Here is a 20,103-nt window from a genome sequence, read left to right as displayed (position 1 = left end):
CCATGCGATTCGGTTACAACATCGGCTACTGGCGGCAGGGGCCGCCCGCCGGCGCCCGCGAGGCTGTGCAGGAGGCGGAACGCCTTGGCTTCGACTCGGTCTGGACCAGCGAGGCATACGGCTCCGATGCGCTCACCCCTCTGGCCTGGTGGGGCGCGCAGACCGAGCGGCTGAAGCTCGGCACCGCGATCATGCAGATGTCGGCGCGGGCGGCGACGGCGACGGCGATGGCCGCCATCACGATGGACCACCTCAGCAACGGGCGGTTCATCCTCGGCCTCGGCGCCTCAGGCCCGCAGGTCGTCGAGGGCTGGTACGGGCAGCCGTACCCGAAGCCGCTGGCCCGCACACGCGAGTATGTCGACATCGTGCGCCAGGTGCTCGAGCGTTCCGCCCCCGTCACGAGCGACGGCCCGTTCTACCCGCTGCCGTACTCCGGAGGCGACGGCACGGGGCTCGGCAAGCCGCTCGTGTCGACGGTGCATCCGCTCCGCCGCGAGCTGCCGATCTACCTCGCCGCCGAGGGACCGAAGAACGTGTCCCTCGCGGCCGAGATCGCCGACGGCTGGTTGCCGTTCCTGTTCTCGCCACGGCAGAACGCGGAGTTCAGGGCGCAACTGGCCGATGGCTTCGCCCGTCGCGCCGACGAGCGCTCTCCGCAGACCGACTTCGAGGTGGCCGTGACGGTTCCCGTGGTGGTGAACGACGACGTCGAGAAGGCGGCGGATGCCGTGCGCCCGATGATCGCGCTGTACGTGGGCGGCATGGGCGCCAAGGGTGCGAACTTCCACCGCGACGTCGTTGCCCGGCTCGGCTACGAGGCGGAGTGCGATCTGATTCAGGAGCTCTACCTCGGCGGGCGGAAGGAGGAGGCGATCGCCGCTGTGCCGACCAAGCTCGTCGAGGAGATCGCCCTCATCGGGCCGGCAGCCAAGATTCGTGACGAGCTCGCGCGCTGGGAGGAATCCGTCGTCACGACGATCCTCGTGCAGGGTGACGTGCGCACGGTGCGTGCGGTCGCCGAGCTCCTCGGCTGAAACCACGCTGGTCGAGCCTGTCGAAACCCGGCAAGCACCGCTGACGGTTCCTGAGATTCCCTTGGTGGGGGGGCTGCCGCCTTTCGCAACGCTGCGCGTTACGCTGCTCCTTCGTCGCGGCGCCGCTCGCTCGAGCCAGCGTGCATTCTCACGTTGGCTCGAGGGAGCAGCCGAGGAACGAGGCAGCGACCGAAGCCCTGACACCTCCCGAAACCGTTAGCCTCTGCTCGCTTTCGCGGCGGCCTTCGCGGCCTTCTTCGCCTCGCGCACGAGCCCGAGCGAGTCGGCATCCGTGATGTCGGCGACCGAGCGGTAGGAGCCCTCCTCGCCGTACGGCGCCGAGGCCTCGCGCCAGCCGGCCGCGTCCAGGCCACGCTGTTTGCCGAGCAGTGCCAGGAAGATGCGCGCCTTCTGCTCGCCGAAACCGGGCAGCTGTTTCAGCCGGCGCAGCACCTCTGCACCGCTCGGGGCGTTGCCGTCGCTGTCCGGAGCCGTCCAGATCGCCGCGGCATCGCCGCCCCATTCGCGCTCGATGATCGCGCAGAGCTCCTGCAGCCTGGCCGCCATCGAACCGGGGAAACGGTGCACGGCCGGGCTCTGCCGACAGATCTCGACGAAGGCCTCCGGCTCGGTGTGTGCGATCGTCGCGGCGTCGAGCGCGCCCAGGCGTTGGCGCAGCTTCTCCGGCCCGGCGAAGGCGGTCTCCATCGTCACCTGCTGGTCGAGCAGCATGCCGAGCAGCAGAGCGAGCGGGCTCTCGTCCAGGAGCGCGTCGCTGGCGGCATCCCCGGTCAGATACGTGGTCATGTCTCTCCTCTTTCGTTTGCGCCGAGACTGTAATTTCGGGTGGAATAGGGCCCCACTTCGCCCGAACTTGCAGTCTCGACGACGGGCGTGTGGTCGTGGAGCGGCTCAGAGGAGGCCGAGAGAGCGCACCGCGTCGCGCTCCGAGACGAGCTCGGCCACGGAGGCGTCGATGCGCGTGCGCGAGAACTCGTCGATCGAGAGGCCCTGCACGATCCGGAGCTCCCCGTCGACCGACTCGACCGGGAACGAGCTGATCAGGCCCTCCGGCACCCCGTATGAGCCGTCGGAGGGCAGCGCGACCGACGTCCAGCCTGCTTCACCGGTCAGCGGCGAATCTGCCCCGACCCAGTCGCGCACGTGATCGATCGCGGCGGAGGCCGCTGACGCCACCGAGGACGATCCGCGCACCTCGATGATCTCGGCGCCGCGCTTGGCGACGCGCGGGATGAACTGCTCGCTGAGCCAGCGCGATGCGCTCTCGGCGCTGCCGAAGCGCTCGGCGAGGAGGGCGGGAACCGACGTTCCGTCGAGGGTCGCGTGGGAGACATCGGGGTACTGCGTCGCCGAGTGATTGCCCCAGATCGTCACATTGCGGATGCCGCCGACCGGCGCGTCCAGGGCGGCGGCCAGCTGACCGAGCGCCCGGTTGTGGTCGAGTCGGGTGAGTGCCGTGAACCGTGCAGTCGGCACATCGGGAGCGTGCGCGCTGGCGATCAGCGCGTTCGTGTTGGCCGGGTTGCCCACGACGACGACACGCACATCGTCGGCGGCGCCGGCGTTGATGGCCGCGCCCTGTGGCCCGAAGATGCCGCCGTTGGCCGCGAGCAGATCGGCGCGCTCCATGCCGGGGCCACGCGGGCGGGCACCGACGAGCAGTGCCACGTTCACGCCGTCGAATGCGGCGGTCGCGTCGTCGCTCACGTCGACGCCGCGAAGCAGCGGGAACGCGGCATCCTGCAGTTCAAGTGCCGCACCCTCGGCGGCCTTGACGCCCTGCGGGATCTCGAGCAGCCGCAGCCGGACGGGGACATCGGCGCCGAGCATCTGCCCGGAGGCGATGCGGAAGAGCAGGGCGTAACCGATCTGGCCGCCCGCGCCGGTGATCGTGACGGTGACGGGGTTCTGTGAGTGCGCCATAGTTCAGCCTAATCACGCCGGGCCCCACCGGTGCGGCCAAGTTGCACAACATCTACGCTCGATGCATGCGCGAGTTCTACCCCGACATCCAGCCGTACGAGTCCGGATTGCTCGATGTCGGCGACGGCCAACAGCTGTACTGGGAGGTTTCTGGCAATCCCGAGGGCAAGCCGGCCGTCTACGTGCACGGCGGTCCGGGTGCCGGCAGCGGCCCGGCGCAGCGGAGGGTGTTCGACCCCGAGAAATACCGCATCGTGCTCTTCGACCAGCGCGGCTGCGGGCAGAGCCGTCCGCACGCCAGCGACCCCGCCGCCGAGCTCACGGCGAACACGAGCTGGCATCTGGTCGCCGACATGGAGAAGCTGCGTCGCCACCTCGGCATCGAGACGTGGCTCGTCTGCGGCGGTTCCTGGGGCAGCGCCCTCGCGCTCGCATACGCGCAGACCCACCCGGCCAGCGTCAGTGAGCTCGTGCTGCGTGGCATCTTCACCTTGCGCCGCACGGAGCTGGACTGGTTCTACCAGGGCGGCGCGAGCGCCCTGTTCCCTGAGCTGTGGGAGGCCTTCATCGAGCCGGTGCCCGCCGACGAGCGCGGAAACATGATCCGTGCGTACAGCCGGTTGCTGAACGACCCGGATCCGGCCGTGCACGGCCCGGCTGCGATCGCCTGGGCGCGCTGGGAATCCTCGACGATCACGCTGCTGCCGCAGAAGCACACCATCGACCACTTCACCGAGGAACGCTTCGCGATCGCCTTCGCCCGTATCGAGAACCACTACTTCATGAACGGCGGGTGGTGGGACGACGGGCAGCTCATCCGCGATGCCGCGACGCTCCGCGACATTCCGGCCGTCATCGTGCAGGGGCGCTACGACGTGTGCACCCCGGCCATGACGGCGTGGGATCTGCACAAGGCCTGGCCCGAGGCGGAGTTCCACATGATCCCGGATGCCGGCCACGCCTTCGATGAGCCGGGAATCCTCGACGCGCTGATCACTGCGACGGACCGCTTTGCGGCGTAGCGTTCTCTCATGACGTTCAACGACAACGCAGACATCTCGAGGGGCAAGGTCTCCAAGCGCGGGCGCAACACCGGCATCGCCGTCGGCGGCGGTGTCGGCGTGATCGTGCTGTTCGTGCTCTCGCAGCTGCTGGGCGTCGACCTCACCGGCCTGGCCGGGGGCGAGCAGGCCGGGCAGTCGCAGAGCGAGGAGGGCGAGAGCCTCGAGGCCTGCCTGACCGGTGCGGATGCCAACACCGATGTCGAGTGCCGGATGAAGGGTGCGGCGGCGTCGCTCGAGGCGTATTGGAGCGAGGAGTATCCACTGCTCGGCGGCACGTACGTCTCGCCCAACGACATGCAGCTCTTCACCGCGTCGACGCAGACCGGCTGCGGTGCGGCGTCGAGCGCGACAGGGCCCTTCTACTGCCCGCCGGAGCAGACGATCTACCTGGACACGAGCTTCTACGACGAGCTCCGCGGCCGCTTCGGTTCCAGCGGAGGCCCGCTCGCCGAGATGTACGTCGTCGCCCACGAGTGGGGCCACCACATCCAGAACATCGCCGGCATCCTGGAGCAGGCACAGGACGGTCAGACCGGGCCGGCCTCCAATGGTGTGCGCGTCGAATTGCAGGCTGACTGCTTCGCCGGGGCGTGGACCGCCGCGGCATCCGATGTCGAAGACTCAGCCGGCGTCGCGTTCCTCAAGCCGGTCACGCGAGCGCAGATCACCGATGCGCTGAGCGCGGCGGCCGCTGTCGGCGATGACCGCATCCAGCAGGCCGTGTCCGGGCAGGTCAACCCGGAGGGGTGGACGCATGGGTCGAGTGAGCAGCGCCAGCGCTGGTTCCTGGTCGGATACGAGAACGGTGCGGAGTACTGCAACACCTTCGACGTGAGCGGCTCAGAGCTCTAGGCGGCGCTCGCCGAACAGAAGGGAACCCTTGGGTTCGGATGAGTCACGCTCTATGCTGAGCGGAACTCTATGAGCAAAGGATGACGGATGCCCTGGCTGGTGAGGCGCGACCAGATACTTCTCAGCCTGCAGGGCGGGCTGGGCAACCAGCTCTTCGAATGGGCATTCGCCCAGGCGCTCAGCGATGCGGACCGGGACGTGCTCGTCGATCACGTGCGGTGCCGGGGGGACCGGCCGTTGGCTGTTGGCCCCTTGATCCCGGCTGGCCGGCGCCTCAGTCGAGCAAGCGGGTTGGCGCTCGCCCTCGCGCAGAAGGCAGGACTGATCAACGACTCCTCCCCGCTGCGCCTCGTCAAGCAGCGGGTGTCTGGCTTCGATCCCTCCGTCTCCGAACGTCTGGGCGGCCGGAGCTACCTGCTCGGCTACTTCCAGTCCCCGCACTATTTCGAAAGCTCGGCCGATTCGGTCCGCACCGAGGTCACCGGGCTGCTCCGCTCGATGCTCAGTCCGAGCGGGCTTGAGCTGGCGCGCCGACTGGAGAATGACGAACGCAGCGTCGCCATCCACGTGCGCCGGGGCGATTATGTCTCTGACCCGGATGCCGCGGCGCGGCACGGGGTGCTCGGCGGCGACTACTACGCACGCGCGCTCGCCCACCTCGAGGCCACAGGGGCGCGCACCAGGGTGTGGTTCGGTGACGACCCGGAGTGGATCCGGCAGAACCTGGCCGGCGACGGAGACCTGATCTGCCCCGACGACGCGGCCATCGCCGATGGCGGGGAGATCGCCCTGATGGCGGCGTGCGCCTCGCGGGTGATCGCGAACAGCAGTTTCAGCTGGTGGGCCGGTTGGCTCGGTCGGCCGAGCACCGCGGAGAACCCTGTGATCGCGCCGGTGATCTGGTTCGCCGACGGCCACAGCGATGCGAGCGACCTGGTCCCCGCCGACTGGCTGCGCCTGTGAATCACCTCAGGCGTCGTTGATCGACGCGCAGAAGAGGGGCCCTGCTGGTGCAGGGCCCCTCTTCGTGCCGGGTCAGTCACCCCCGATGTTGCCTATCTGTTGTTGCCTACTTGGCGTCGTAGTTCCAGATGCGCACGTAGTCGACCTGGTAGTCCAGGTTCTGCGTCCACTCCTTGTGGGCCGGGTCGGGGATTCCCCAGTACTGCGCCGACGGTCCGACGTGCAGGTTCATGCGAACGTGCAGCGGGCTGCCGAAGTACTTCTCGTTCCACAGGTTCGGGTGCGTCGCCGGAGTCGCCGTCGCAAGGGTCCTGCCGTCGGCGATGATCTTCGCGTACGTCGGGGTCAGCTCGAAGGCGAAGGTGTGGAAGCCGTCGTACACCGTCTTGGAGCCGCCGAAGTCGGCGTGCGTCCAGTAGTACTTCTCGTTGCCACCGGCAGAGGTCTGGGTGTGGATCGTCGTCGTTGCGCTTCCGATCCGCTGACCACCCGCGGCGGCCGTCTGGTTGAAGCCCCACGACTCCATGATGTCGATCTCACCCGAGTTGGAGTTGCGCAGCCAGAAGGCGGCGAGGGATCCATAGGTCTGCGGTCCGGTCGGGACCTTGGCGCGGACCTCCCAGCGGCCGTAACGCTGCTCGTACGACATGTTGCCCGACTTCAGCGCGCGCTGGTCCATGTAACCGGTCTTGTGCGTGAGTTCCTTCGGGCCGGCCTGGCCGTCGGGGCGGATGACCGGGGTGTCGAGCCAGTCGGCCTTGAGGTGCAGGATGCCGCTGGAGTCAACGGTCACCTGGTCGCGGCTGGGCACCGCGGCGTCAGGCAGCAGGCCGAGGTCGGTGCGGTCACGCACGTTCCACTTGGTCGGGTCGACCGCTGGCTTGCCCGTGGTCGGGCTGACGAAGGTGAACTCGTCGCGCCAGCTGGGCGAACCCCAGCCGTCGACTGCGCCGGTGCCGGCGTCGGGGGCGACGGGAGGCGTCGTGGTCGGCGGGACGACGGGAGGGGTCGTGGTCGGCGGCACGACGGGCGGCGTGGTCTCCGTCGGCGGGGCCACCGTCGACGACGTTGCCATCGTCAGCTTCGCGTCGAAGCTGCTGTTGGTGGTTGCACGCCAGTTGGACTGCACCTGCACCGAGATCAGGTTCTCGCCCTGCTTGAGCGCAGAAGCGGGAACCGTTGCGGTGAACGTCGCGGCGCGCGCAGCCTTCGACAGCGGGGCCTTGGTCGCGTAGCTGGAGTCGGTGATCGTTCCTGTCGGCAGATTCTGGCGGGTGACTTCCTTGCCGTTGACGTAGACGATGATGCCGTCATCCGCCCACGTGGTCAGGGTCATGCCGGCTGCAGGAACAGTGCTCAGTGAGAACGTCTTCTGGAAGTAGCTCGCGAGCGGCTTCTTCGTGAAGTCGTTCGGCAGCTTGGTTCCGAGCGTGCCCGGGTCGGTGCCGAAGCCGAGAGGAGCGGCACCGGTCTTCCAGGCCGCCTTCGCGGTCTTCCAGGTGCTGACGGGGGCGGTGGTGGCGCGGTAGTAGGACCAGGCCTTGTCGCCGAAGCCGACAACCGTGGTCGTCTGCTCCGCGGCAGTGCGGACGCTCGTCGTGGATGGAGCCGCGCTTGCCGGTGCGGCGGGAATGAGGATCGCAGCCGAGAGGGCGGCAACCACCATTGAGGAGAGGACAGTTGTTTTACGCACTAAGAAAGAATGCCTAACGAATACTTGAATGGGGGACAATGCCCGTATAACAAAACGCCCCCAAAACAGGGGGGTGGGCAGGACTCGTCAACGGTATACGGCATATTCTGGCAAAACCCTGAATCGTGCTCATTTCTGACTTCTGGTGACATGATTACTGCAAGGAAGTCGGATTGGCGCAACTCAGGGATCACAGAAGTGAACTGGAGGCTCGATGGCCGAGGTATTCTCGCTCGAAGATCTGGCGCGCAGCATCACGCGTCAGTGGCGTCTTCTGCTCGTCGTCATCGTCGTGGCGCTCGCCGCAGGCGTCGGTGCCAACGAGCTCTGGCCCGAGCGCTATGAGTCCACAGCGGTGATCACGGTTGAGCCGATCGCCGTCTCGACAACGGGGCAATCCAGCGAACCGGCGAACATGGACACCGAGCGTGTCGTGGCGTCGTCGACAGAGGTGTTGACCCTCGCCGCGAAGGAGCTGAACGGTCCGAGCGTGGCCGAACTCAGAGACGGCCTCGTTGTGATGGTGCCGAAGGGCGCAGAGGTGCTCTCCTTCACCTTCACCGCCGACACCGCGGATGGGGCCGCTGCCGCCGCGAATGCCATCGCGTCCGCCTACCAGGAGAACAGGGTGACGACGGCGCGCACGGTCGTCGAGGAGGCATCCGCCGGCCTCACCGCCGGAATCGCCGAGATCGCGGCGGAGGCCGCAGCCCTGCCGGCCGACAGCCCGGTCCGGGCGACGCTGGAGACGCAGATTCAGGCGTTGCAGGAGCGCCAGGCGATTCTGCGCTCGGCCTCATTCAACGCGGGCTCCATTGTGAGCCCGGCTGTCGCCCCGTCAGAGTCCACGAAGCCATCGATGCCGATCCTGCTTGCCGGGGCGCTCTTCGTCGGCATCTTCGTCGGCTGCTTCGTCGCCATGATCCGTGCCCGTTTTCAGCGGAGCCGTTCCGAGGCGGATGCCGGCGAGGTCCGCACCGGCGCCAGGCGTCAACGCCCGGCCAAGATCGGCTCGGAGAACGCCGCCTGAATCGCGGCACGCATAGTTGGAGGATCCCGCGGTTTCAGCCGGCCACGGGGCTCAGCGCCGCGACGGGCTCGCCCCAGATTTGCTCGACGAGCTGCACGGTGCCGCGGATGTGGCCGGCCGTTGACGCACCGAAGACGATCGCCGGATCGGCCGGCAGGGAGTGCAGCCACTCCAACGCCTCTCGAGGCGCGATGGCACCGGAGGCGTAGACCGACATCGCGATCGGCCGGAATCGGCGCTCGGTGAGCGCCAGCTCATAGGCGTCGATGCCGCCGGACACCCGGAAGCCGAGCTTGTTGATGTTGGAGCACACGATCGGGTTCTCCTCGCCGACCCGGTCGAGCGCGTCGAGCAGCATGGGCAGGTTCATCGTGATGAACCCGGGTTCCGCGTTGTAGCGGGAGCGCACGTGGGAGCTGAAGATCGCAAAGGCCTCATCGAAGCCGAGTCCGAGCAGCAGGTCGACGACCACGTTCTGCAGGAAGATCACGGGTGTCGAGAGTCCGGCGAACATCTTCATCTCGGCGTCGACGAGCAGGGTGACGATGCCCTCGATGTCCTTGGAAGCCAACGCCTTCCCGCCGCGGAGTGCTGCGTTCATAAAGCCGTCATCCGGCATGAACTGGCGCAAGGCCCCGAGCATCCCCTGCTCGGTCACGGCGTTCGCGTACTTGTGCGCGTAGGGCATGCACGGGTAGAAGGTGAAGCCCTCGTAGCGCTCCGGATGTGAGCGCACATGGTCGCACACCTCAGCGATGCGCTCGTGAGTTGTGCACATGAAGGTTCGGATGCCGGCGTCATACGCGATGTCGAGCACCTCGATGATCGCCTCGACCGCGTGGAATTGGATGGCCTGCGCGCGTGCCTTCTCCTCGGACATGTGGTTCACGCCGAAGAACTGGTTGTCGCCGAAGAGCAGCCGATCCATCTCCAACCCCTTTCGTGCCGCGCTCAGCGCGCGGCGGCTCTCGTGCTTCGACCACCGAACAGTGACTTGCGCGGCTTCGTCGCCGGAGGCGTCGTCGTCGTGGCGCGCACCGGATTCTCCTCGGCCGAGGCCGAGACGAGCACCATCTCGATCATCCGGTCGGTGGCAGCCGCGCTCGCGAAATCATTCTGCGTCGCCCCGCGGGACTCCGGCCGAGCGAGCACCGCTCGCACGAAGTGGTCGATCTGCGCGCTGTACTCCTCGCCGCGGAGGTAGAACCACACCGGGGGCGTGAGGGTCGTGGTGTAGCGGGAGTTCCAGCCGTGGTGGTACCCGGCCGGCGGCTCCGCCGTGTCGCGCAGGTAGACCTGGCACTCCTGACGATCGACGACGATCTTCCCCGCAGAACCCCAGATGGAGAGCTTGGTGGTCATCTTCCGTTGCGACTCATCTGACCAATCGACAGAGAGCTGTGCGCTGACGGCATCCGCGAAACGGAGGGTGCTGTACACCTGATCGTCGGTCTCGGCCGAGAACACCTGGCTGATCACCGTGCCGCCCGCGGAGACCGCCTCTCCGAAGTACCAGCTCAGCAGGTCGAGCGGGTGGGCGGCGTAGTCGTAGAGGCAGCCGCCGCCCGAGACCCGCTTGCTCCGCCACGTTCCGCCCTTCGGCTTCAGCACCACCGGCCCGTAGGACTCGGCCAGGGCGTGGCTGACGGTGCCGATCGCACCGGCGTCGAGGAGGCGCTTGACCTCCTGAAAGGCCCCGACGAAACGGTTGTGGTAGCCGACCTGCGTGACGAGCCCCTTCTCGGCCGCGACAGCGGCGAGCTCTTCCGACTCGTCGGCGGAGAGCGTCAAGGGTTTCTCGCAGAAGACGTGCAGCCCACGGCCCAGCGCTTCGCGGATGAGCTGGACATGTGAGGCGGAGGGGGTCGCGATGATGACGGCATCCGGCTTGACCGTGTCGAGCATCGTCGTGAAATCGGTGAAGGTGGTGAGGCCCGTGTACTTCGACAGAACGTCGAGCACGTAGCCGATCGAGTCGCAGACGCCGACCACCTCGACGTCGGGATGAGCGCGCACCATGGCGAGATGGGACAGGCCCATTTTGCCGATTCCGACCATTGCGACTGTGACCATGACACTCCCGAGGATCCTTCGGAAATAGCCCTGTGCTGCGGCGTTTGTTCATGCTAGCGGAAGCATGTGCCGCGACGGTAGGCTCGGTCTGCCCTCACATCCTGGGAGGAAATCGTGACTGCACCCGCCGTCAGCGCTGTCGTTCCGACGCATAACCGCCCGGACATGATGCGCCGAGCGGTGCAGAGCATCCTCGACCAGGGCTACCAGGGGCACGTCGAAGTGATCGTCGTCTTCGATGCCTGCGAGCCGGTTCTGCCCGATGTCGTCGTACCGCGCAACCGTGAGCTGAAGGCACTCGTGAACGACCGCAGCCGTGGCCTCGCCGGGGGGCGGAACACCGGAATCCTCGCCGCGGAACACGACTACGTGGCATTCCTCGACGACGATGACTATTGGATGCCGCACAAGCTGGAACGCCAGATGGCGAAGTTCCTCGAGCACCCCGACTCTCTCCTGGTCGGCACCGCCATGATCGTCGACGATGGCGAGCGCACCCATGAACGCCTCGTGCCCTCGGAGTCGATCAGCCATCGCGAGTTCCTGCACGACCGCCTCGCCGGGCTCCACTCCAGCAGCTTCGTCTTCCGGCGAGCCGCGCTGCTCGGACCCATCGGGCTGATCGACGAGGAACTCCCGCGCAGTTACGGCGAGGACTACGACATCCTGTTGCGCACCTCGGCGATCACCGACGTCGTCGTCGTGAACGAGGCGCTCGTCTCGGTCACCTGGCAGGGGCAGTCCTACTTCTTCGGTCAGTGGGCGGCGTATGCGGAGGCGCTGCAGTACCTGCTCGAGAAGCATCCGGACTTTGCCAGCAGCGGGCCGGCCATCGGCCGCATCGAATCGCAGATCGCATTCGCGCTCGCCGCGAGCGGCCAACGGAGCGAGGGCGCGCGCTGGGCACGGCGGGCGATCGCCCATTCCGGGCGCCAGACGAAGGCCTACCTCGCCCTGGCCATCGCCATGCGTCTCACCACGGCGAACGCGGTCGCGCGCACCGCCGCACGATTCGGCAAGGGGATCTAGCGCCGTGCGGGTTCTCATCGTCTGCTCGTCCGGCGGCCACCTGACCCAGGCGCTCGCGCTGAAGGAGTGGTGGGGTCGGCACGAGCGCTCCTGGGTGACGCTGCCGACCGAGGATGCCCGATCCAGACTTGTCGGCGAGAGGGTCGTCGAGGCGCACTACCCGACCGTGCGCAATCTTCCGAACCTGGCGCGGAACTTCTCGCTGGCCCGCCGGGTGCTCCGTGCCGAACGCCCCGACCTCGTTTTCAGCACCGGCGCCGCCATCGCCCTGCCCTTCTTCGCGCAGGCCCGCTTCTTCGGTGCACGCACGGCGTTCCTGGAGCCGGTCGACCGGATCACCTCCGCCTCGCTGAGCGGTCGGCTCGTCTACCCGTTCTCCGACAGTTTCTTTGTGCAGTGGGATGCGCTCGCGGAGATGTACCCGGGTTCCGAGAACATCGGGGTCGTGCTGTGATGCGCCCGTCGGTCGTCGTCAGCGCCGGAACCTACCATCTGCCGTTCAACCGGCTCACCGAGTGGATGGAGCCGTGGACGCAGGCGCACCCCGAGGTGCACGTCGTCATGCAGCATGGCCCTGGCAAGCCCCTGGGGGGCGCGGAGAACCACGCTGTGCTGCCATACGCGCAACTGCTCACCCTCTGCTCCGCCGCTGACGCCGTGGTGCTCCAGGGCGGTGCTGGAGGGGTGATGGACATGCGCGCGTTGCGTCGGATCCCGATCGTCGTTCCGCGCGTCCCCGTCGACGACGAGGTGGTCGACGACCACCAGTTGATCTTCACGGAGCGCGCGGCAGAGCTCGGGATCATCCGCAGGGTGCTGACGCGGGAACAGCTGTGGAGTGCGATCGATGCCGAGCTGGCCGGCGCACGGGAGAGCCCGTCCGCCCCGGTGCCGACGCCGGGCGTCGCGAACCTCGCGGCGGCGCTGGAGCAGTTGCCCCCGCCGCTGGGGCTCGGCGACCGCGCGCGTCGATTCGCGCGCGTGGCCCACGGGCTCCGCGCCTGATCGATCGTTCGGGCTACCGGCGCCGACTCAGCGGGCTGGTGGACTCGTCGGCACGGCCGGCGCCGTCCGGGCTGCTCTCGGCGGGGTCTGGAGACTGCTCCGCGTAGCGGCGCATGACCGGCACCTCCCGCCACAGAGCCACGATCCCGAGCCGGCCGCGGAGGAACCACAACACCACCAGGTAGATCGCGCCACAGACGAGGAGCCCGCCGATGAGGGCGGGGAACGTGGCACCGAACACGATGCGGACGGTCAACCCGCCGACGCCGAACACCGCGAGCGGGATCGTCATCGCGAGCAGCAACTTCCGCGGCTCCAGCAGCATCCTCATCCGCCTGTGCACCTGCCACGAAGCGATCGCCGTGTCGATGATCACGCACGCCGTCCACGTCAGTGCCGCGCCAAGGATTCCGAGCACGGGCACGAGGAGGAGGTTGAGGCCGACGCTGAGCGCCAGCGCGAAGGCCTTGTTGTACATCTGCCAACTGCTCTTGCCACCCTGCAACAGCACGCTCTGCAGCATGCCGGCGCTCGTCGCGATCATCATCGCCCCGGCGAGGATCGTGAGCACGATGGATCCGGCCACGAATTCGGGGCCGAACATCGCGAGCACGGCGGGGCCCATCGTCGCGAGTGTCAGGTAGAACGGCCAACTCGTGAGGATCATGGCGCGCGTGACCTTGGTGTGCAATGTACGTGCACCCAGCAGGTCTCCGCGCGCCAGCAGGCGGGAGATCGCCGGGCTCACGGCAAGCCGCATCGCCTGGTCGACGACCTGCCCCGCTCGCACGGTGCGTGTCGCGATTGCGTACACGCCGGCAGCCGACGGCGAGGCAAGTGCGGCAACGATCAGCACATCCGACCACTCCAGCGTCGTCTCAAGCGCGCCGCCGACGGCCCGCGTTCCGCTGAATGCCCAGAACCGACGGGCTGCGACGCCGGCCGGCTCAGTCGCCGCCCTGCGCGCACGCCAGTCGAGGATGACGGGGCGCGCCAGCACCGCGACGGTGACGATCAGCCACAGCGGGAGCACCGCCATCCACGCGCGGACGGCCCCCAGCGCGTCGGCGGCCCACACGAGTGCGAGGGCGACGAGCAGCACCCGGCTGAGGGGGAGCAGGATGTTCTGCAACAGGGTGAATGCCACGATTCCGCGCATCATGCGCGTCGCCGTGAGGAGCACGGCGAGGACGGCGGATGGCACGACATACGGCGCGATGTCCCGAAGCAACTCCTCAAGCTCACGGGTCTCTCCCGCCCCGCTCAGCCACTCCGCCAACGGTGCTGCGGAGAGGTAGATCCCGATGGCGACGAGTACGGAGAGGACGGCGACCGGGACGACGGCGATCACGACGGTGCGCCAGCTCTCCCCGATGCGCGTGAACGCGTGCTGTTCGGAGATCGAGCGCACGATGCTGCTGTTCGTGCCGAGGCGAAGAATCTGACTGACGATGGTGAAGAAACCGATCGCTTGGAAGAACACGCCCGTTCCGTGCGCTCCGAGGCCGTTTCCTATCAGCACGGCAAGCACGAGCGCGGCCAGAGCCGCGAAGCTCGAACCGATCAGACTGTACGAGCCACTCCTGGCCAATCGTTCAGGCCGCATGGGTGCTGATCTCTGTGCGTGGATTCGCGTTCCAGAAGCGGGAGGACGGGGCGTAGCGCTCTCTCAGCATTACTCCGAGGACGAGGCAGATCGTGAGGATGTGCCGGTCGAGCCCGTAGAAGACGCTGAGCGCGCAGGCCGACACGATCGAGGAGTGCAGCCAGAGCGCTGAAACGTTCGGCGCCGACCAGGTACGGGCGAGTCCGCCCAGCAAGAAGAAGGCAAAGAGGGCGAGGCCGACGAAACCGAAGCAGAACATCGCGTCCCAGATCATGCCCTGTGTTCCGACGGTGATCTCGCTGGTGAAGGATGGTCGGGGGGCCCCGTAGCCGAAGATCGGTGACGCCAGCGCCCGCACGAAAGTTTCTTCGTAGAGCGCCCCGCGCCCTTCCGAGGTGTCGGCGGCATCCTGCCTCTCGGCAATGCCGTTCAGTGCACCCGTCAGCGTCAGCAGCACGACGAGGATCGCACCGAGGGAGCCGACCCAGAGGAACGGCACCCATTTCCCGCGAGCGAGCAGCCGGAAGAGCACGTAACAGACGGCCGCGATGAGACCGACGAAGAGGCCGCGATTCGTCGTCGCGATGGCCGGCGGGATCGCCGCCGCGATCCCGAGCATCAGCCACACCGTCGCCGCTGCGGTTCTGCGCTCGAGTGCCGTCGCGACGGCGATCGGAGTCAAGATTGCGATCGCGGCGCCCCAGCCGTTCGTGTAGGGGAACGGGGCAGACGGGCGCTCGAATGGTTGCTCAGCGCCCCACGGCGTCTGTACCTCCGCGAAGGAGGGGAAGACGAGATCTCGCACGTACTCGTTCTCCAGGATCGACGCCGGTAGCAACTGGCCGATCGTCATGGTCAGTGTCGTCTCCGGCCAGAGCATGCCGAGGTAGCCGCCCGCGATCACGAACACCCAGGTGAACGTGAGACCCGACATGACTCGCCTCACGGTGAGCGCGTGCCTGGCATTGATGACGTACACGAGTGCGACGGCCACCGCGGCGAAGTGAGCGAACCGCATCGAGAAGCCGATCATGCGGCCGAAGGAGTCGAGCATGAGCGCGCAGGGGAGCATCCACACGACGAACGCGACGAACGGCAGCATGCCGGGTACGAGCTTCACCCGGGAGCGTTGCGAGAGGAACGCGATCATCGGCACGGCGACGATCATGGCGATGAACGGCAGCATGCCGAGTGCCCACCAGGCCGGCATGCCCCAGAGCAGAATGAGCACCGGCCAGCCAGGAAGCTCGCGTTCAGCGGGGGCAAGCGCCGCCGTGCGCGAGCGGTTCTGAGCCCTGCGCTGAAGTCCGATGCTCACGGTGTCAGCCTCCCGCGGATGCCGTCGCCCGGCGGGTCTGGGCCGCCAACATGCGGTACTTGCGCCGGAGCGAGAGGGCGGCCACCCCGAGAGTGAAGGCCAACAGCGCCAGATACAGCGCGGCGAACAGCGTCGGGAACGGCAATGCCAGCACCGTCAGATACACCGTTCCCACATCGTAGGGAGCCTTCACGAACGACATCCAGGCCGGCGCGTCTGGTGCGTCACCACCGCGCTCGCCGAGTTTCTCGGCCAGCGTCTGCGCGAAGAACCACACAGAGCTCAGCACCATGTATCCGAGCGCTGCGCCGACCAACCAGTACGAGTCGCCCCAGCGGAAGAAGTGCACGGCGATCGCCAGGTGGAATAGCGGGAGCCGTGCCGCATCGACGACGTGGTCGAGCCACTCGCCGGCCAGGCTGCCGGTTCCGGTCAACCGGGCGAGCTGGCCGTCAGCAGAGTCGAGGGCGTAACCGGCGAGGAGCAGTGCCGTCGCGCCGAGCGCGACAGCGATCGTCGGCGGAAGCAGTGCGATCACGAGGAGGGCGGCAAGCGAGCAGAGCCCGCTCAGCAGCGTGACGGCATTGGGGGAGAGGCCGAGCACGGCGGCCACCGCCGCCGCGCGGCGGCCGAGCGGGCGGTTGACCCAGCGGAGGTAGGCCGGCTGGCCGGCACCGGACTTCTGCGCCGATGCCAGCCGCGCCACCGCGGCCCGGTAACTGATCTGGACCACTTCGCCTCCGTCTACTCCTGCTGCGCCGACCGCCTCCGCGTTCGCCCCCGTGCCCGCCATGTCACCGCGTGCCGTTCAACGAGAGGTCGAAGCTCGCGTTCGCCGTGCTCCGGTAGTTGAGGTGGGTCGACGCGGCGATGACATTTGTTCCGGCGACGAGCAGGTTCACCGGGACATCGACGACGATTCGGTTGGCTGCCGCCGTCGCCGATGAGGGCGCCGCCGTCGCGTAACTGTTCTGGCCGAGAGTCCCGGTCGGCATGTTTCCGCGGGCGATCTCCGTTCCGTTCAGGTACACGACAACCCCGTCATCGGCGATCACACTCAGCTGCGCGGTGAGGATCGTGCCGGGATCGGCCACCGTGAACGGCGAGCGGAATTGCGCACTCAGCGGTCGAGGTGTCGGCACACCGACCGAGATATCGGTGGCAAGGCCGGTGGTGCCGAAGCCGAGACGCGCGGAGCCCGTCGACCACCCCGAATCATCGAAGGCCGTGGCGTTCCAGCCGGCCGGCAACGCGGTCGAGGTGTACTGCCACTTCCACGATGAGCCGTTCGCGATGAACGCCACGTTCGGGTCAACGGGCCCGGCCGGTGTCGTCACGTTCGCGGTTCCGGGTGCAGAGACCTGCCCGAATCCATTGACCGCGACGACCGAGTACGCGTAACTCGTCTCCGGCGTGAGCCCGGTGTCTGTGAACGTGAGCCCCGGTGCCGCGACCACGCCGACCTGGTTGCCGTCGCGCGACACCCGGTACTCGGTGACCGCGGAACCGGCTGGCTGGGTCCACGACAGCTGCGCCGTCGTGGAGTCGCTCGCGCTCCCGGTCACCACGGGGGCTGCCGGAGCGGCGGGCGGCTGGCCGACCTTGGCCGTGAACCGCAGGTCGAAGCTCAGATCGGGCGTCGACCGGTAGTTCGCGTGGATGGAGACGGCCACGACGTTCGTGCCCGCGACCAGGAGCGAACTCGGAACGCTGTACTCGACCCGTGCCGCCGCAGCCGGGCCGGACCGCGGGGCGGCCGTCGCGTAGCTGTTCTGGCCGAGGGTCCCGGTCGGGAGGTTGGTCCGCCCGACCTCGGTTCCGTTCACGTAGACGACAACGCCGTCATCCGCGATCACGCTGATCTTCCCGTCTACGACGGTCAGCGGGTTCGAGACGGTGAAGGCCCGGCGGAACTGGGCGCTCAGCGGGCGGGGGCTCTGCGCACCCACTCCGATGTCGGTTCCGAGTCCCGTTGTGCCCAGTCCGAGGACGGCGTTTCCGCTTGCCCAGGCCGAGTCATTGAACGCCGTCGTGCGCCAGTCTGCCGGCCATGCGGCCGTGTCGAAGCGCCACTTCCAGTTCGCATTCGAGCTGATGAAGGTGAGATCCGATGCGCTCGGCGGCGCAACCAGGTAGACGGCCGTTGTCGCGGAGCGATTGCCCGTGCTGTCGACTGCCCGCACGAAGTAGCGAGTCGGTGTCTCCTCTGTGGGCACATCGAAACTCGTCGACGTCGTCGACACCACGACCTTGTTGTCTCGGATCACCTCGTAGCTGACAGCGCCCCGGTTGTCGGTCGAGCCACCCCAGCTGAGGTGCGTCATCCCTGTACCGATCGGGGAGCCGCTCACGGCGCCCGGCTTGCTCGGGGCGACGATATCGCGGGGGGCGAAGCGAATGAATCCGCCGGACCACTGGTTGAGCTCGCCGGCGCGGACCGAGTAGGCGTAGTCACCGCCGGTCCAGAGGTTCCCGTTCGAGTCGGTGAAGAATGCCCAGGCTCCGAAGCCGCGCCGGGCCTGCACGATCGGGTTGAACTCGGGCAGGTAGGCTCCGCTCGTCGCGTCCCATGCACCCAACAGGTTGATGCTGTCGCCTTGGGCCCAATTCGAACCGACATCGGGCCAGGAGTACGCGTTCGAGTAGTTGAAGTCACCGCAGTGGCAACCGCCGAAGATCGTGTTCCCTGTCGCCTCGACGGCTTGGAAGTCACCGCCGTTCTTGGTGATGCTTCCGGCCTTCGACGCGAAAGTTGTCCGATCGTACTGAATCAAACTGTGCTCAGAACCACCGATGAAGACGTTGCCGCTGGCCTCTGCGATTCCGAGCTGCCACGTTCCGTGAGCTGTACCACCGCTGAAGATCGGGGTGAGCACGGGCTGGACCTGAGCGGCACCTGATGTCGACTGCAGTGCGACCGCGTTCCTGGCGACGTTGGCCCCGGTCTGCTGGAAGTAGCCGGAGAAGTAGGCGCGGTCGCCGGCTGTGGCGGCCTCGACTCCGACGCTGGTCCCGTTCAGGTTGGGGTTCCAATCCGTGGAGGGTGCGCCGGTCGTGACGTTGATCCTGGCACCGTTCCAGGTGCTCGCGGTCGGGCCGCTGGACGGCACGACGTGGGTGAAGCTGCCGGAGAGGTACAGCCACGGGCCGTTCATCGAGAAGCCGCGCACCTGGGTCGTTCCGCCGGTGTTGCGGTTCTCCGTTCGGGCCTGCCAACCGGATGCCTTCGCGCCCGTCTGCGCGTTCAGCACGACGAAGCCTTGCTGTGCCGCCCCGTCGACCTGGCTGAAGTCACCTCCGACTGCCAGCCGGCCATCGGGGAGCCCCATGATGGCCTTCACCTGTCCGTTCAGATTCGGCAGGAAGGTGGGGATGAACTCGCCGGTGTTGACATCGAACGCGGCCAAGAACTTCCGTTCGATCTTGTTCGCTCCCGTCGCGTTGAGCGTGCGCTGCACGTACTGGAAGTTGCCGCCGACGTAGACGGTGTTGCCGACCTGGCCGAACGCCGCAACCTCGGTGTCCAGCTCGCCGTCGATTCCATTCGCCTGCCCGGTGACGCCCCAGCGTGTCGTGATCGCGTTGCTCTCCGGCATCTCGCGGAGCGTCTGCGCCGGCGCGCCGGCATCCGGGATCGTGCCGAAGTTCATCTCAGCGATCTTCAACTTCGGCCGAATGAACACCTGCGTGAACGGCCTGGCGCCGCCGGCCCCTGTCGTGTTCGACCAGAGGTAGGAGGTCGCGCTGTTCACGCCCGCGACGGTGCTGCCGTAGGCGAAGCCACCGAGCCAGCCCTGAGCCGAGGAGATGTTCTGGTCCACCCGCCGGAAGGCGCTGTTGTTGCCGAAGTTGACGGTCTGCCCGCCGGAGCCGGAGATGCCGTCGAAGCGGTAGGTGCCGACCGGGTGTTCCGCGCGGAATGTCCATACCCAGCGGTCCCGCTTCGGCATCGTGAACCGCACCTCTTGGAAGGTCGTTCCCGTCTGGTTGCTTGCGCGGCGCAGGCGGATGCCGTCGGCCAGATCCTTCACGGCGCTGCCGTTCAGGAGCCCGTCAACCGTCTGAGCCGGCATCTGTGCCGGCTTGAACGCGGCGGTTCCGCTCGGCGTGGAGTACACCTCGGAAGGGCGAAGGCCGTTGTAATAGTTCTTCCAGCCCTCGCGGCCACGCCCGACGAGCGCCCAGCCGCCTCCGTCGGTCGTCATGTCGCAGTAGACCTGAGTCGGTGCCTTCAGCGTCGGCGTGACAACCCAGTAGACGCCATCAGCCGACGAAGGATAATTCTGCTTCGCTTCCCAACACGATCCGGCCGCGGTCGGCGACGTGAGCCCGTCGGGCAAAGCGGTCGCTGCCGTTGCCGTCTCGGCCGGGGTGACGACGCTGAGGAGCGGGACGGTTATCGCGATCGCGGCAGCCCAGACGAGCATCGGCCGGAGCCACGAACGCCGGTCACGGCGTGCGGTGTGTTGAGTGACGTTCATGGGAGTGT

At 67.5% G+C, this 20,103-nt stretch carries 17 protein-coding genes; 8 read left to right on the top strand and 9 right to left on the bottom strand.

Annotated features, from left to right (window positions below):
- Positions 1 to 2 precede the first annotated feature (2 nt).
- Positions 3 to 1,037, top strand: a complete 1,035-nt coding sequence (locus tag ASC66_RS04745) for an LLM class F420-dependent oxidoreductase (protein ID WP_055835295.1) — start codon at positions 3 to 5, stop codon at positions 1,035 to 1,037.
- Between the two features lie 216 nt (positions 1,038 to 1,253).
- Here the strand turns inward: ASC66_RS04745 and ASC66_RS04740 are convergent, their stop codons facing one another.
- Positions 1,254 to 1,844, bottom strand: a complete 591-nt coding sequence (locus ASC66_RS04740) for an HhH-GPD-type base excision DNA repair protein (protein WP_055835294.1) — start codon at positions 1,842 to 1,844, stop codon at positions 1,254 to 1,256.
- A 105-nt stretch (positions 1,845 to 1,949) separates the two neighbouring features.
- Positions 1,950 to 2,981 (bottom strand): malate dehydrogenase, encoded by a 1,032-nt coding sequence (locus tag ASC66_RS04735; RefSeq protein WP_055835290.1) that lies wholly within the window; start codon positions 2,979 to 2,981, stop codon positions 1,950 to 1,952.
- Between the two features lie 65 nt (positions 2,982 to 3,046).
- Between ASC66_RS04735 and pip the strand changes: the two genes are divergently transcribed.
- The 3 genes from pip (at position 3,047) to ASC66_RS04720 (ending at position 5,860) form a co-directional block, all read left to right on the top strand.
- Positions 3,047 to 4,003 carry a prolyl aminopeptidase gene (gene pip / locus ASC66_RS04730; protein WP_055835288.1) on the top strand — a complete coding sequence of 319 codons (957 nt, stop codon included), beginning with the start codon at positions 3,047 to 3,049 and terminating at the stop codon, positions 4,001 to 4,003.
- Positions 4,004 to 4,012: 9 nt separating this feature from the next.
- Positions 4,013 to 4,897 carry a KPN_02809 family neutral zinc metallopeptidase gene (gene ypfJ / locus ASC66_RS04725; protein WP_055835284.1) on the top strand — a complete coding sequence of 295 codons (885 nt, stop codon included), beginning with the start codon at positions 4,013 to 4,015 and terminating at the stop codon, positions 4,895 to 4,897.
- 87 nt (positions 4,898 to 4,984) lie between these two features.
- Positions 4,985 to 5,860, top strand: a complete 876-nt coding sequence (locus tag ASC66_RS04720) for an alpha-1,2-fucosyltransferase (RefSeq protein ID WP_055835281.1) — start codon at positions 4,985 to 4,987, stop codon at positions 5,858 to 5,860.
- Between the two features lie 106 nt (positions 5,861 to 5,966).
- Here ASC66_RS04720 and ASC66_RS04715 read toward each other — a convergent pair whose 3' ends face one another.
- On the bottom strand, positions 5,967 to 7,553 hold the full coding sequence (locus ASC66_RS04715) for a glycoside hydrolase family 16 protein (protein WP_157509649.1): 1,587 nt from the start codon (positions 7,551 to 7,553) through the stop codon (positions 5,967 to 5,969).
- A gap of 214 nt (positions 7,554 to 7,767) precedes the next feature.
- Between ASC66_RS04715 and ASC66_RS04710 the strand changes: the two genes are divergently transcribed.
- Positions 7,768 to 8,583, top strand: coding sequence for a Wzz/FepE/Etk N-terminal domain-containing protein (locus ASC66_RS04710; RefSeq protein ID WP_055835274.1), 816 nt, complete (start codon positions 7,768 to 7,770; stop codon positions 8,581 to 8,583).
- Between the two features lie 34 nt (positions 8,584 to 8,617).
- Here the strand turns inward: ASC66_RS04710 and ASC66_RS04705 are convergent, their stop codons facing one another.
- Positions 8,618 to 9,511 (bottom strand): hypothetical protein, encoded by an 894-nt coding sequence (locus ASC66_RS04705; RefSeq protein WP_200944696.1) that lies wholly within the window; start codon positions 9,509 to 9,511, stop codon positions 8,618 to 8,620.
- 23 nt (positions 9,512 to 9,534) lie between these two features.
- Positions 9,535 to 10,656, bottom strand: coding sequence for a Gfo/Idh/MocA family protein (locus tag ASC66_RS04700; protein WP_055835268.1), 1,122 nt, complete (start codon positions 10,654 to 10,656; stop codon positions 9,535 to 9,537).
- A gap of 114 nt (positions 10,657 to 10,770) precedes the next feature.
- Between ASC66_RS04700 and ASC66_RS18415 the strand changes: the two genes are divergently transcribed.
- Genes ASC66_RS18415 through ASC66_RS04685 form a run of 3 tightly spaced genes read left to right on the top strand, consistent with a single transcriptional unit; the run spans position 10,771 to position 12,690 of the window.
- Positions 10,771 to 11,685 (top strand): glycosyltransferase family 2 protein, encoded by a 915-nt coding sequence (locus tag ASC66_RS18415; protein WP_055835265.1) that lies wholly within the window; start codon positions 10,771 to 10,773, stop codon positions 11,683 to 11,685.
- Positions 11,686 to 11,689: 4 nt separating this feature from the next.
- Positions 11,690 to 12,139 carry a glycosyltransferase family protein gene (locus tag ASC66_RS18410; RefSeq protein ID WP_235496675.1) on the top strand — a complete coding sequence of 150 codons (450 nt, stop codon included), beginning with the start codon at positions 11,690 to 11,692 and terminating at the stop codon, positions 12,137 to 12,139.
- Positions 12,139 to 12,690 (top strand): glycosyltransferase, encoded by a 552-nt coding sequence (locus ASC66_RS04685; RefSeq protein ID WP_055835262.1) that lies wholly within the window; start codon positions 12,139 to 12,141, stop codon positions 12,688 to 12,690. The genes ASC66_RS18410 and ASC66_RS04685 overlap by 1 nt, the downstream gene beginning before the upstream one ends.
- A 13-nt stretch (positions 12,691 to 12,703) precedes the next feature.
- On the opposite strand, the gene ASC66_RS04680 is transcribed toward ASC66_RS04685, so the two are convergent.
- The 4 genes from ASC66_RS04680 to ASC66_RS04665 all read right to left on the bottom strand — a co-directional run bounded on the left by ASC66_RS04680 (position 12,704) and on the right by ASC66_RS04665 (position 20,095).
- Positions 12,704 to 14,296: an oligosaccharide flippase family protein gene (locus ASC66_RS04680; RefSeq protein ID WP_082492009.1), complete on the bottom strand. Its 1,593-nt coding sequence runs from the start codon at positions 14,294 to 14,296 to the stop codon at positions 12,704 to 12,706.
- Positions 14,286 to 15,614 (bottom strand): O-antigen ligase family protein, encoded by a 1,329-nt coding sequence (locus tag ASC66_RS04675; protein WP_157509647.1) that lies wholly within the window; start codon positions 15,612 to 15,614, stop codon positions 14,286 to 14,288. Before ASC66_RS04675 ends, ASC66_RS04680 begins: the two co-directional genes overlap by 11 nt.
- 4 nt (positions 15,615 to 15,618) lie before the next feature.
- The gene (locus ASC66_RS04670; protein WP_055836354.1) at positions 15,619 to 16,347 is read right to left on the bottom strand and encodes a CDP-alcohol phosphatidyltransferase family protein; all 729 of its coding nucleotides are present in this window, start codon (positions 16,345 to 16,347) and stop codon (positions 15,619 to 15,621) included.
- A gap of 61 nt (positions 16,348 to 16,408) precedes the next feature.
- Positions 16,409 to 20,095 (bottom strand): fibrinogen-like YCDxxxxGGGW domain-containing protein, encoded by a 3,687-nt coding sequence (locus tag ASC66_RS04665; protein WP_055835253.1) that lies wholly within the window; start codon positions 20,093 to 20,095, stop codon positions 16,409 to 16,411.
- Positions 20,096 to 20,103 lie beyond the last annotated feature (8 nt).

The organism is Leifsonia sp. Root4 (assembly GCF_001425085.1).
In the GTDB taxonomy this organism is placed as follows: domain Bacteria; phylum Actinomycetota; class Actinomycetes; order Actinomycetales; family Microbacteriaceae; genus Microterricola.
The sequence above is the reverse complement of the archived record's forward strand: the minus strand, read 5'-3'. Positions and strand labels throughout refer to the sequence as shown.

Bases quoted from the DNA above. Each gene is read 5' to 3' on its own strand.
- ASC66_RS04680 (WP_082492009.1), bottom strand. From the start codon at position 14,296: ATGCGGCCTGAACGATTGGCCAGGAGTGGCTCGTACAGTCTGATCGGT.
- ASC66_RS04710 (WP_055835274.1), top strand. From the start codon at position 7,768: ATGGCCGAGGTATTCTCGCTCGAAGATCTGGCGCGCAGCATCACGCGT.
- ASC66_RS04665 (WP_055835253.1), bottom strand. From the start codon at position 20,095: ATGAACGTCACTCAACACACCGCACGCCGTGACCGGCGTTCGTGGCTC.
- pip (WP_055835288.1), top strand. From the start codon at position 3,047: ATGCGCGAGTTCTACCCCGACATCCAGCCGTACGAGTCCGGATTGCTC.
- ASC66_RS04705 (WP_200944696.1), bottom strand. From the start codon at position 9,511: ATGGATCGGCTGCTCTTCGGCGACAACCAGTTCTTCGGCGTGAACCAC.
- ASC66_RS04685 (WP_055835262.1), top strand. From the start codon at position 12,139: ATGCGCCCGTCGGTCGTCGTCAGCGCCGGAACCTACCATCTGCCGTTC.
- ypfJ (WP_055835284.1), top strand. From the start codon at position 4,013: ATGACGTTCAACGACAACGCAGACATCTCGAGGGGCAAGGTCTCCAAG.
- ASC66_RS04720 (WP_055835281.1), top strand. From the start codon at position 4,985: ATGCCCTGGCTGGTGAGGCGCGACCAGATACTTCTCAGCCTGCAGGGC.
- ASC66_RS04745 (WP_055835295.1), top strand. From the start codon at position 3: ATGCGATTCGGTTACAACATCGGCTACTGGCGGCAGGGGCCGCCCGCC.
- ASC66_RS04700 (WP_055835268.1), bottom strand. From the start codon at position 10,656: ATGGTCACAGTCGCAATGGTCGGAATCGGCAAAATGGGCCTGTCCCAT.
- ASC66_RS04735 (WP_055835290.1), bottom strand. From the start codon at position 2,981: ATGGCGCACTCACAGAACCCCGTCACCGTCACGATCACCGGCGCGGGC.
- ASC66_RS04740 (WP_055835294.1), bottom strand. From the start codon at position 1,844: ATGACCACGTATCTGACCGGGGATGCCGCCAGCGACGCGCTCCTGGAC.